The following is a 12591-nucleotide window of genomic DNA, read 5'->3' as shown; positions in this document are numbered from 1 at the left end:
GAGCATGCAGACCCGACGCGACCACCTGCAGGCCTACCAGTTCGCCATGGGCCGCCTCTCCACCGCGCTGCTCACCGGCGACCCGGGACGTGGCGACCGCCCAGGACGCCGCGCCGCGCTGGGCACCGTGCTGGGCACCGGCGCGGTGCTGCTGCTCTGCGCCGGGTTCGGCGTCTACGGCCTGATCTCCCCACCCGTGAGCGACAGTTGGCGCACCACGGGCACGATCGTGATGGAGCGGCAGACCGGTACCCGCTACCTCTTCCTCGACGGCACCCTGCGCCCGGTCCGCAACTATGCCTCCGCGCTGCTGATCCTCGGCAAGGGCGCCACCCTGCGCGAGGTCTCCGCCAAGGACCTGGGCCGCACCCCGCACGGCGCACCGGTCGGCATCGCCGGAGCGCCCGACGCCCTGCCCGCCGCCGACGCGCTCACCGGCGCCGTCTGGACCCGGTGCCTGGCGCCCACCGGGGTGGGTGCGACCGGAGCCGGCAGCGGTGCCGAACGTGTCGACTTCGCCCCGGCCGCAGGCAGCACTCCGCTGCCCGCCGACCGCCAACTGCTGCTCACCGGACCGGACGGAAGCCGCTCGCTGCTCTGGCGCGGCGTACTGCACCCGGTGCCCGACCCCGCCGCCCTGATCGCCCTCGGCCTGGACGGCGACCGGCCGCACGCCGCCCCCAAGGAATGGCTCGCCGCCCTGCCCGTGGGCGCCCCGCTGACCGCCGCCCCGATCATCGGCAGCGGAAACCCGGCCGCCGCCGTGGCGGGCAGGGCCACCGTGGTCGGCCAGACCTTCCGCACCAGTGCCGCCGGAACCGGCCGCGCGTACGTGATGACCAGCACCGGCGTCGCCCCGATCGGCCCCACCGAGGCGGCCCTGCTCGCGGCCCGTCCCGGCGCGTTGAGCACCCGTCAGGTCACCGCCGCCGACATGGCCGCCGCCCCCGTCTCCGCCACCGCACCCGGCGCGGACCTGCCCGAGGTGCTGGATGCCCCGAAAGCGCCACCGGCTCCACGCTCTCTGCCTGCGCCAGCAGGCCCACGGGGCGCGGATCAGCACGGTGGCGGTCGAGGCCCCGGCCGACGCCGACTCCCGACCAGTGCAGCTTCCGCCCGACGGAGGGGTGGTGGCGGTGGACCAGGAGCAGCTGGCCCGGCAGCAGGGCAGTCCGCAGACCTACCTGATCAGCGACCAGGGCGTGGCCTACCCGCTCGGCGACGCCCAGGCCCGAGCCACCCTCGGCCTCGGCGGCGGCGCGCCCGTGCCGCTGCCCGCCTCGCTGCTCGCCGTCCTGCCGCAGGGGCCGGTGCTCTCCACCGCCGCGGCCCGACTCACCGTCCAGGGCGGGTGAACCCGATGGCCTCGATGCGCGCCGGCACGGCGGCCCCCCGCACCCGGACCCTGCTGCCGCTCCGGCTCCGGCAGGCCGGCGACGCCATGCTGGTCCACCCCAAGGGCGGTGCCGACCCGCAGGCCCTCGCCTTCGCGCAACGGCTGGCCTCCGACACCCAGCACACCCTGGTCGTGGTGGACCTGCCCTTCGGTGCGCTGGAGCCGCACTGGCAGCAACTGGCCCGGCTGCTCGACGGCCTGCCCGGTACGAGCCTGCGGCTGGTCTTCGGCCGGGCCACCCCCCAGGAGTCGCGCCACGTCGGCCGACTGCTGGCCGAGCGGCTGCGCCGCACCGTGCTCGCCCCCGACGGCGAACTGCTGCCCACGGCCCACGGCGGCCTCTTCATCCCCGCCGACTACGGCGCGGGCTGGCTGCGGATGCGGCCCGGCCGCCCGCTGGAACGCGACTCACTGCGCTTCCCCAAGCCCATGTGGGAGTTCTCCACCAGCGACCAGCCCTGGGAGAGCAGCCCCTACGGTGTGGTCGAAGCCGTGCCCAGCGGCGTCTGGGTCCGCAGCGCCCGTCCCAGCCCGCCGCTGGCCGGCTGGCGCCGCCTGGTGGACCGGGTGCCGAGCCACCCGCAGCTGATGAACGTCGTGCTGGGCAGCCCCGGCGGGCCGGCCGTTCCGCTCGACGACATCGTCCGGGTCTGGGACACCGTCATGCACTCGGTGCGCTCCTGGGTCCGCTTCATCCACTTCGGCCCGGTGGCCCTGCCCGAGGGCGGAGTCAGCGTCGGCCAGGAACTGGCGGACGCGATCGGCCGACAGGTCGTCCTCTACGCCGGAATGCCCACGATCGAGTCCGGTGACGGCTCGGTCGGCAGCGGCCGGGTCCGGATCATGGGCCTGCGCGGGGACGGCTCGCCCGGCTGGTCGCCCTTCGCCGCCGAACTCGTCTACTCCCCGCGCGGCGCCGACGGCGAGGCCCCGCCGCCCAGCCTGGCCGGACTCCGGCACCCGGTCACCGAGGTCCGCCAACTCGGCCCCGGCGTCTACCAGTACGCCGCCGACGCGGTGCTCGAGGTGATCTCCTCCGGGCTCTGGATCCGGCCCGTCGTGGACCCGTCCGGCGCCGACGAGGTCCGCCGCCTGCCCTGCGCGCCCGGTCACCCGGTCATCCTCTACGACCGCAGCACCCCCGCCACCGCCGAGCGGATGCGCGCCCTGGCGCAGGACATGCTCTGGCGGCTCGACCCGGAGAGCCGCGAGGCGTTCCGGGTCGCCCCCGCCGACGCCCCTGGTCTGACTGCCGTCGCAGACGACCACGCCTGGACGGTGCCCCCCACCGCCGACGACTGGCGCGCGGTCGCCGCCGCGCGGGCGGCCGAGCGCCGCCCGATGCACCTGGCCCCGTGGATCTCCCGCGCCGAGGCCGGCGCTCCGGCAATCGCGCCGTCCGCCCCCGCCGCCGAGGAAGCGCGGGGCGACACCCTTGACCCACCGTCACCCGAGCGCCCCCGGATGTGGTCCGGCGCCGCCACCGCTCCCACCCAGCCGCCGTCCCGCTCCGCCCCCGCACCGAGTCCGAAGCCACCCCCGGCAGCGCGGCCGGCCTGGACGCCCTCCACTCCGAGGGTGCTGCCCCGCTGCCACCAGCCCCTGTGGCGACCAGCACCACCGCGACGGTGGTGGCCGCCCCGGCCCGACCCGACGATCCCGCCGCCCCCCGACCCGGCGCGCCCGCGCAGTCCACGGGGCCGGACGGCGACGACCACGTACGCGAACCTCGGCAGGACGGCCCGGAGACACCGGTACAACTGCCGCTGACACCACTGACGCTGTGGACGCCTTCGGAGCCGATCGGGAACGCCCCGGCCCAGGACCGCCCCGAGGGCCTCTCCCGCATCGCGGCGGCCCTCGCCGGACGACCCACGGCCGGCGGACCCCGGCCGGAGGCCGGGCCACCCGGCCTTCCCGCGGGGGAGCCGGAAACCGCGCCAAACCCTCTTTCCCGCAACGAGACTGATCCATCATCGGCGGACGGATCCGACACGGCGCCGACCGTGCCCAGGATCCGGATGGAGTCCGGGACGGTGCCCGAGAGCGTGGCCGTGCCTCCGCCCACGCCGGTGTCAGTGCCGCTGCCGCCGCAGCCGGTGGTGGGGGTGCGGGTGCAGACGACGCCCGGGCAGGCGGCCAGTGTGCTGCCGCCGGAGCGCGGGCTGGAGCAGGAGCGGGCGTGGGTGCGGCGTACGTTCAGCTCCCGCTACAACGCCATCGCCGGGACGGTCTCGCGGGTGATGTCCGAGTCGCCGGGCCTGCGCGGAGCCTCCCGCAGTGACGCCGCCGACGCGCTGACCGACCTGGTCGCCGTCCGGCTCTACCTCTCTGGTGACAGCGCGGCCGTGGACGAGACGATCCGGGCCGCCGCAGCCGGGCCGCATGTTCCGCTGGCCCGCTGCGTCACCGCCGGGCTGCGTCGGCTGCCCTCCTACCGGGGACCGGTCCTGCTGCGCACCCGCCTCAGCGCCACCGACCGCGCCTGGTACACCGACGGCCGCACCGCGGTGGAGTGGGCCTTCTGCACCGGATGGACCGCGCCCCCGCCCGCACCGGCCGGCGGCACCGACTTCCTGATCTGGTCCATGACCGCCCGCCGCACCGCCCTGCTCGACCCGCACGCACCGTACCGGGTGCTGTTCCTGCCCGGTACGGCCTTCAAGGTGCTGCGCACCGACGAGTCGGGAGACCGCCCGGTGGTGCTGCTGCGCGAGTTGTCCCCGGCCGAGGCCGCCGCCGACCCCGACGCCGGGACGGCCGTACTCGCGGACCCGGCCGCCCGGCGGCTGCCGCTGGACGAGATCGCCCTCGACAGCCTTGAACGCTCCGTCACCGCCCTCGGGCTGGAGAGCCGTTCGCAGAACGAGGAGACACCAGGCGTCCTCGGCAACCCGCCGGGCCTGCTGACAGCCCGGGACCGCCTGCGGCCCGCCGCGGACCGGGGCCACGCCCCTGAGGGAGCAGCTCCATGAGCCGTCACATGCTGGCGGTCTCGCCCGACCGCCCCGGCGCCTACCGGACCGTCGCGGCCGCCCTGGCCGACGCCCGGGACGGCACGCTGATCACGCTGGCCCCCGGGCGGTACGAGGAGTCGCTGCTGATCACCCGCCCGGTGACGCTGGCCGCCGACCCGGCCGGCTCGGCGACCATCCACAGTGCCTCCGGCAGCACCGTCGTGCTGGACGCCGAGGCGGTGCAGCTCTCCGGGCTGCTGCTCTCCGGCTCGGACCCCGGAGCCCCGGTGCTGGACGTGCGGCGCGGCCAGGCCGCACTGGACGGCTGCCAGGTCTCCGGCGAGGCCTGGGCCGCCGTACTGGCCTGGCAGCAGGGCCAACTCGCGCTCCGTGACTGCACAGTGACCAATGCCCAGGGCGCGGGCATCGTGGTCACCTCCGGCGGCGGCAATGTGATGGAGCGTTCGCGGGTGAGCGACGTCGGCTCCTCCGCCGTGGTCGTGGCGGAGCAGGGGCGGCTCACCGTCCGGGACTGCACCCTCTCCGGCGCGCGTGGCAACGGCATCTGCGTCAACGGCGAGGGCGCCGCCGTGGTCGAGTCCAGCCGGATCGAGCGAAGCGGCAAGCCGGCCGTCGCGGTGGAACAGCAGGGCCGCGCCGAGCTGCGCGGGGTGACCGTGGCCGACAGCGTCCATGTGGACGCCTACCTCGCCAGCAGCGCCGCGATCAGCCTGCTGGACTGCGTCTTCACCGGCTCGGCGGGGCAGTCGGTGCACGTCGGCGCCGGGGCCGCGCCGCTGCTGCGCGGCTGCGTGATCAGCGGGGCGGCCGTGGGCGGCGTGCGGGTGGCCGCCGCCGCCCGCGCCGTACTGGACCAGTGCCGGATCGAGGGGTCCCCGATCGGGCTGCTGGTCGAGGCCGCCGGTGCGGCCGAGGCGGTCGGCCTGACCGTGCGCGACGCCGCGGCGGTCGCGGTCCGCGCCCAGGGCCGGGCGACGCTCAGCCTGAACGGCGGCGAGATCGCGGTGCCGGCCGGCGCGCTCGGCGTGGAGCTGGACGGCGAGGTGACCGCCCGCCTCTGCCAGGTGCGGCTGACCGCGGCCGGCGGCACGCCGCTGGCGCTGAGCGGGGGCGCCAAGGCCGAGTTCGTCTCCAGCTCGGTGCACGGCGGTGAGACACTGGTCGGCGCGGACAGCGAACTGCGGGCCTCCGAGAGCGAGTTCACCGGCTCGGACGCGGACGGCATCCGGGTCGCCGGCGGTCTGCTGACCGCCGTCGGCTGCCGGATCGGCGGAGCCCGGCGCAACGGCGTGCACGTGCAGGCCTCCGGCCGGGCCGACCTGGGCGGGCTCCGGATCTTCGACAGCGGCGGCGACGGTGTGCGCTGCAACACCGACGCGCCGGTGCGGGTGCACGACTGCGAGATCCGCGACAACGGCGGCAGCCCGGTGCGCGAGCTGAAGCCCGGTGGCCCGGTCACCGTGGAGCGGCTGGACACCGGCGGCGGCTCCGAAGCGGCACGGGACGCGGCGGGCGGCACCAAGGCCGACGGCGGGTCGGCCGGCTCCGCCACCGGGGCCTCCGGCGGGCCCGAGGGCCTGCGGCACACCGGCACCGGGCCGCTGGCGGACTTGGACGCGTTGGTCGGCCTGGAGTCGGTCAAGCGTGAGGTCACCGGCCTGATCAACCTCAACAAGATGGCCCAGCGGCGGCAGGAGATGGGCCTGCCGATGCCACCGCTGAGCCGTCACCTGGTCTTCGCCGGACCACCCGGCACCGGCAAGACGACCGTGGCCCGGCTCTACGGCGCGGTCCTGGCCGAGCTGGGCATTCTCAGCAAGGGCCACATCGTGGAGGTGGCCCGCGCCGACCTGGTCGCCCAGATCATCGGCGGCACCGCGATCAAGACCACCGAGGTCTTCCAGAAGGCGCTCGGCGGCGTGCTCTTCATCGACGAGGCCTACACCCTGACCAACCAGTCCCGGGGTACCGGGCCGGACTTCGGCCAGGAAGCGGTCGAGACCCTGATGAAGCTGATGGAGGACCACCGCGACGAGATCGTGGTCATCGTGGCCGGCTACTCGGCGCAGATGGACCAGTTCCTGGCGTCCAACCCCGGCATGGCCTCCCGCTTCGCCCGCAGCGTGGCCTTCCCCAACTACAGTCCGGACGAGCTGGTCACCATCGTCCGGGGGCTGTGCGCCAAGCACTACTACGAGCTGGACGAGAGCGCGCTCGAGGCGCTGGACCGCTACTTCGAACTGGTGCCCAAGGGGGCCACCTTCGGAAACGGGCGCGTGGCCCGGCAGGTCTTCGAGGAGATGATCAGCGGTCAGGCCTCCCGGCTGGCCTCAGGTCCGCCGCAGGACGACAGCGAGCTGAGCCGCCTGACCGGCGCGGACGTGCTGCTCCCCCCGGTGCAGCCCGCCCCGGGGGCGCAACCCGTCGCGAGGGCGAAGGCCCCGGAACCCTCCGCCCCCGCCGCTCCGGCACAGGCCCCGGCTCCCGCCGCCGTCTCGGCGAAGCCTCCAGCGGAGCCGCTCCGCGCTCTCGCCGAACTCATCGGCCTGGACCGTGCCCGCCAGGTCCTGGCCACCCGGCTGGAGAGCCTGGCCCAGCTGCGCGAAGCCGGCCGCTCCACCGAGGGCTTGGCCCACGCCGTGCTCCAGGGGCCGTCCGGCAGCGGACGCCGGGCGCTGGCCCAGGCGTACGCCCGCTGCCTGGCGGAGCTGGACCTGCTGCCGCACGGCGCCCCGCACCGGATCGAGCTGTCCGCCGTTCCGGTGCGCTGGGCGCAGCAGCCCCTGCACCGGCTGGCCGCCGCACTGACCGAGGCCGAGGGCGGGGTGCTGGCCGTGGCCTGGGACGCGGCCTTCGACCGGCGGCCCGCCGATCACCGGGGGGCCGTGCTGGACGCGCTGGCCCAGCTCGCGGTGCGGGACCACGGGGCCGTACTGGTGCTCTGCGGCGGCGGACCGGAGCTGACCCGGGCGCTCTCCGGGTACGACGAGCTGGCCGAGACCTTCGCCGTGTACGCCGAACTGGACCCGTACACCCCGGGTCAGGCGGTGGAGCTGGTGAGCCGTCGGCTGCGCTCCTTCGGCTTCCGGCTGGGGGAGGAGGCGGCCCGGAGGCTCGCCGCCGAGCAGCAGGTGAGCCCCGCCCCTGGCGGTGCGCACGAGCTGCACTGGCTGGCCGAGCGGCTGGCCGGCGCGGCCCGCTCGCGGACCGTCGGCGTGGACGAGCTGACGGCGCTGCTGGAGGCGCACGCGGCCGACGCCCGGCCGTCAGCCCAGCGTCACCCGGAGGAAGCCCCAACGACCAACGGCCGGAGCACGGTTGATCCACAGCCGGTGCAGCCGGCCGCCCCGCAGGCCGTCCCCGGGACGGCCGGCCAGACCGGGACCGCACCGCTGGTGCGCTCCTGACACCCCAACCGCCGATCGAGCAGAGAAGGACCACCGACATGGCACTGACCTCAGTCGAACTGCAGGGAATGACCGCCGCCCAGGGCACCTTCCAGAACGCCCTGGACGAGACCACCAGCTCCTACTCCCAGATGGACGGCCAGATCGAGGGCCTCCAGGCCAGCTGGAGCGGCGATGCGGCCAACGTCTACACCCAGGCCATGCAGCAGTGGCTGGAGGACTTCAACACGGTGAACGGCGCCCTGCGCACGATGCTGGAGAAGCTGTCCTCCAACACCAACGTCTACGCCAACACCCACGAGGACACCCAGCAGGTCGCGCAGCAGGTGGCCCAGAGCATCTCGTCCGGCGCGGTCGGCCTGCCCGGCTTCTGAGCCACTGCCTGCTTCCGCACTGCCACAACCAGTCCGCATTCCGACGGACCATCCCTCCTCACAGCTGGAGCCCGTGAACATGGCCACCTACACCGTCCAGATGGAGCAGGTCGACTTCATCGTCGGCGAGATGAACTCCATCACCCAGAAGATCAACCAGACCCTGGCCGACCTCGACAACCAGTCGAAGGTCAACCTGGCCGAGTGGACCAGCGATGCCCAGGAGACCTACGCCCAGGTCAAGGCCCAGTGGGACGCCGCCGCGGCGGACATGACCGCCAAGGCCGCCGCCGCCACGCAGATGCTCGGCAACATCAACGAGTACTACTCCAACGGGGAACGCCAAGGCGTTCAGCTCTGGGGCTGATCCGCGATGCCAGCCACCCGGAACCAATCGTCCACGCCCGCCCACCAGGCCCAGCAGTACAACGGCGGGCTGACCCTGACACCCGGTCAGGGAACCTTCGACAACCCGGATCCGTTCGCCGTGCCGCCGGTGCCCGGACACGACGGCAGCGGCTCCGGCACCACGGTCAACACCTCGGCGCTGGACGTCTTCGCGGGCAACATCGACCTGCTGATCACGCCCACGCAGACGGCCTCGACCACGCTGGACGAGGTCAGCATCTCACCGGGCGCGTTCTACCACGCCAACAAGATCCGGGTCGACATCAACGGAGCCAACGGTGACGACGGACTCAAGGCCAAGTACCTGCTGGTGCTCGCCGACCTCGGTCAGGGCCTGGCCGATCTGCGGGACGGCATCAAGCAGTTGAGCCACACATACACGACGGTCGAGGACGCCGGTCATATGACGGCGACCGACTTCGCCACCGCGATGAACCTCTCCCAGGCCGACTTCACCTCGCTCATCTCCGACGGTGGCGGCTCGGGGACGACAGGCCCTCCCGCCGGGTGAGAGCCGCGGCCCCCGTACGCCGACGTCCCGCCAGGACGTCGGCTGACGGGGGCCCGGCAACCGTACAGCACAGGACACAGGGCAGACGGAGCAGGGCAGGGGCAACCATGGGTGACACCGACTACAACGGCAACGGCTTCAACCAGGGCGGTGACGGCGCGATCTTCGGCGATCCGGGCTCCGATCCCGGATCGGTCTCCGACTACGACACCTGGGACTGGAAGCAGATCGAGGCCGCCATCAGCGGCATGTCCGCAGGCGTGGACGACTCCGACAACCAGTCGCACGCCCTCGCGGTCTCCGATCCGAATTCGTTGAACAAGGCAGCCAATGCCTTCTACGCCGTGCAGGTCACCCTCTCCGAGATCGCGGAAAGCTTGGATGCCCAGGCCAAGGCGCTGGCCGGACCCGACGGGCCGTGGAAGGGCGACGCGGCCGACTCGTTCATCAACATGATGACCACCTTCTCCCGGCAGGTGAAGGCCACCGCGGACGTACTCTCCGGGGGTGCCACCGGCACCCACTCCATCCCGCAGCAGCTCGCCGACAACGCGGTGAACCTGCTGAACGCCAAGAACAAGATCGTCGAGATCGACAACTGGTATGCCAACCAGGCGATCCAGATGGGTGTCCACCCCATGAGCAACGGGCTGATCCCGATCAGCCAGAAGCCCCAGCTGGTGCAGATGATGACCAGTGACATGCGGGGCGTGCTCAAGAGCCTGGCGGGGGAGTACCAGGTCACCATCGACTCGGTGCGCTCACCGCAGCCGATCACCTCGCCGGGCGACAACACCCCGGACACCATCCCGGAGCCGAACCCGGACGACCTCTCCGACACGGACGGCATCACCGACCCCGGCCTGCAGCCCGCCGACCTGAGCGACCTCCAGGCAGGTCAGGACCCCGCGCTCGCTCCCTTCCCCGGCGACCTCTCCACCGGCGACAGCTCCGGCCTGCCCTTCGGCGGCTCGGATCCGGCCCTGATGGATGCCGCCCTCAACCCCGCCGGGGGGATCGGCGAGCCGTCCCCCTTCCCCGGCGGCACGGACACCGGCGGACCGAGCGCCCTGGCCGACCCGTCCGCGTTCCCGGGCGGAACCGACACCGGTGGGCCGGGTGGGTTGGCCGATCCCAGCGCGTTTCCCCGGCGGCACCGACGTGGGTACCGGCCCGGGCGGACTGCCGCTGGACAGTTTCACCCCGACGCCCTTCCCACTCAGCACGTCCACCAAGGGGGCCGGTCGGGTCGGCACGGGTGAGGACGGGTTGACCGACCCGCTGACGGACGGCGCGGGCGACTCCTTCCCCGGCGAGCTGGGAACCGGCGGCGTCGGCGGGCTCGGCACCAGCGGCGGCGTCGGCGTCGGCGGGCTCGGTGACCCCGCCGCCTTCCCGGGCGGCCTCTCCACCGAGTCCGGTCTCCCCGACGCAACGGGCCTCGACTCCGGTCTGGGCGACGGCCTCGGTGACGGCATCAGCGGCCTCGGGGCCGCCGGCTCCGAGGAGGGCGCGGGTGAGGGGCTCGGTGCGGGCGGCATGCCGTACATGCCGGGCATGGGCGGCGGCGCCGGTCAGGGGCAGGGGCAGAACCTGGAGCGCAGCGACGCTTCCGGTCTGCTCAGCGGCGATGCCGAACCCTGGTCCGGCTCCACCGACGTGGGCGGCGAAGAAGCGGGTTCGCCGCTCGGCGCACTGGCCGGCGGCCCCGGCCTGGACGGCCTGGGCGACGACAGCCTTGGTGACGGGATCGGCGGCCTCGGGGTTCCCGGCTCCGGCGAGAGCCAGGGTGACGGCCTGGGTGAGGGAGAGGGCTTGGGCGAGGGCGGCATGCCGTACATGCCAGGCACGGGCGGCGGCGCTGGTCAGAGCCAGGGGCAGAACAACGAGCGCAGCGATGCCTCTGGCCTGCTCAGCGGGGACGCCGAACCCTGGACCGGCCTGCCAGAGGCAGCCGAGGAGGTCGGCACGCCGCTCGGCGCGGCCGCGGGCGGTCCCGGGCTGCACGGCCTGGGCGCGGACCTCCTGGCCGCGTCGCCCGTGGGCGAGCCGGCAGCCGAGGAGCCGGTGACCGCGGCCGCACTGCCCGAGGGCGCATGGTCGGCCGCCGGAGCGGACGAGGCGGCGGCCGGCGAGGCCGAGCAGGCAGCCGGTACGGGCGAGGGCATGCCCTACCTGCCGGGCATGGGTGGCGGCTCGGGCTCGGGCCAGGGGCAGGCCAATGAGGGCAGCGACGCCTCCGGCCTCCTGGAGGGCGAGGGCGAGCCGTGGGAGGGCGCACCGGCCGCCACCGGCGAGGCCGGCTCCCCGCAGGGCGCGGCGGCAGGGGCCGCAGGCCTGGAACTGGGTGCCGAGGCAGCCGTGGTCGAGGCTGCGCTGTCGGCCGCAGCTGTGGCCGCGACCGTGGCCGTTGCGCGGACCGGTCAGCAACACAGCGACCCGGTGGCCGCCGTGCCGCCGGCTCTCGCCGGCGAGGCCGTGGCCTGGAGCGAGGAGCCCGCTGCGGCCGAACCTCCCTCTGAGGAAGCCTTGTTGACGCAGGAGGCGGTCGAGACCGCCGCCATCGCCGAGGTCGAGGCGCTGGAGCAGGCGGCGGCCGGGGCCGTGGCGGAGTCGGAGCCGTCCCCGGCCCTGGTCGGCGGAGCCGATCCCGGCAACGCGGAGGAGACCGCCGCCTGGGACGCCAGCGGCGACACCCTGGTGCCGCTGCTCTGGGGACTGGTCGGCCCGGACGAGGAGCGCGAGGTCCTCTCCTCCGGCTACGCCACGGCCGAGGACGGCACCTGGGGCGCCCACCCCGTGGTCGCCCCCCGGGGTCGCCGAGGAAGAGGAAGGCCCCACCTGGACCACCTGGCGTCCGGACCAGACGCCCGCGCCGGGCGGTCTGACGGCCGCCGCGATCGCCGCGACCGGCGCGCTCACCGCCCGCTCCACCGACGAGGTCCCCGAGGAGGATCCGGAAGAGGGGAACGAGGAGGAACCGGAGGAGGAACCGCAGCGCCGCAGTATCGCCGACCTCCTGGTCCAGGACGGCGACATCTGGGGAGGACCGGCATGAGCACTCCCTACGACCAGGAGATCGAAGATCTGCTGGCCCTCTACCAGCGCCAGCGTGAGGAGGCCGCCGAAACCCGGAGGCAGATCAACGAGGTGACCGGCGTCGGCCTCGCGCCCCGGCAGAGCGTCAAGGCCACGGTGACCGCCCAGGGTGAGGTCACCGCGATCGAGTTCCCCACCGGGGCGTGGCGCCGGATGGCCCCCAAGGAGCTCTCCGAGGCGCTGCTCGCGGCACTCTCCCAGGCCAGGGCCAAGGCACTGGAGCAAGTGGCCGAACTGACCACGCTGAACCTGCCGTCGGGTGTCGGTGTCGCTGACCTGATCCAGGGCCGGGTTGACCCCGCCGCGCTGCTCCCCGAACAGCCGGGCATGCCCGACCAGGTGCGCGAGTACGTCGAGAACGGACGGCCGGACGGCCTGCACCGCCCGGGCTGAGCCAACGTGGAAGAGGAATGAGGAC

8 protein-coding genes are annotated in these 12591 nt (G+C 74.2%); all 8 read left to right on the top strand.

Annotated elements, in window-relative coordinates:
- The first annotated feature begins 4 nt into the window (after nucleotides 1-4).
- The 8 genes from eccB (at nucleotide 5) to ACXKR8_RS02690 (ending at nucleotide 12566) form a co-directional block, all read left to right on the top strand.
- Nucleotides 5-3166: a type VII secretion protein EccB gene (eccB, locus tag ACXKR8_RS02725; protein WP_462100270.1), complete on the top strand. Its 3162-nt coding sequence runs from the start codon at nucleotides 5-7 to the stop codon at nucleotides 3164-3166.
- Nucleotides 3167-3417: 251 nt separating this feature from the next.
- Complete coding sequence (locus tag ACXKR8_RS02720; protein ID WP_462100269.1) at nucleotides 3418-4371, top strand: hypothetical protein; 954 nt, start codon at nucleotides 3418-3420, stop codon at nucleotides 4369-4371.
- Nucleotides 4368-7781 (top strand): right-handed parallel beta-helix repeat-containing protein, encoded by a 3414-nt coding sequence (locus ACXKR8_RS02715; RefSeq protein ID WP_458271283.1) that lies wholly within the window; start codon nucleotides 4368-4370, stop codon nucleotides 7779-7781. The genes ACXKR8_RS02720 and ACXKR8_RS02715 overlap by 4 nt, the downstream gene beginning before the upstream one ends.
- A gap of 38 nt (nucleotides 7782-7819) precedes the next feature.
- Nucleotides 7820-8155 carry a WXG100 family type VII secretion target gene (locus tag ACXKR8_RS02710; RefSeq protein WP_458271282.1) on the top strand — a complete coding sequence of 112 codons (336 nt, stop codon included), beginning with the start codon at nucleotides 7820-7822 and terminating at the stop codon, nucleotides 8153-8155.
- Between the two features lie 79 nt (nucleotides 8156-8234).
- Nucleotides 8235-8522, top strand: coding sequence for a WXG100 family type VII secretion target (locus ACXKR8_RS02705; protein ID WP_458271281.1), 288 nt, complete (start codon nucleotides 8235-8237; stop codon nucleotides 8520-8522).
- Nucleotides 8523-8528: 6 nt separating this feature from the next.
- Complete coding sequence (locus tag ACXKR8_RS02700) at nucleotides 8529-9074, top strand: hypothetical protein (protein ID WP_458271280.1); 546 nt, start codon at nucleotides 8529-8531, stop codon at nucleotides 9072-9074.
- A gap of 107 nt (nucleotides 9075-9181) precedes the next feature.
- On the top strand, nucleotides 9182-10336 hold the full coding sequence (locus tag ACXKR8_RS02695; RefSeq protein ID WP_462100268.1) for a WXG100 family type VII secretion target: 1155 nt from the start codon (nucleotides 9182-9184) through the stop codon (nucleotides 10334-10336).
- Nucleotides 10236-12566 (top strand): YbaB/EbfC family nucleoid-associated protein, encoded by a 2331-nt coding sequence (locus ACXKR8_RS02690; protein WP_462100267.1) that lies wholly within the window; start codon nucleotides 10236-10238, stop codon nucleotides 12564-12566. Before ACXKR8_RS02695 ends, ACXKR8_RS02690 begins: the two co-directional genes overlap by 101 nt.
- Nucleotides 12567-12591: the final 25 nt, after the last annotated feature.

This window comes from Streptacidiphilus sp. PAMC 29251, assembly GCF_054208735.2.
This window is presented reverse-complemented; position numbering and strand designations above follow the sequence as displayed.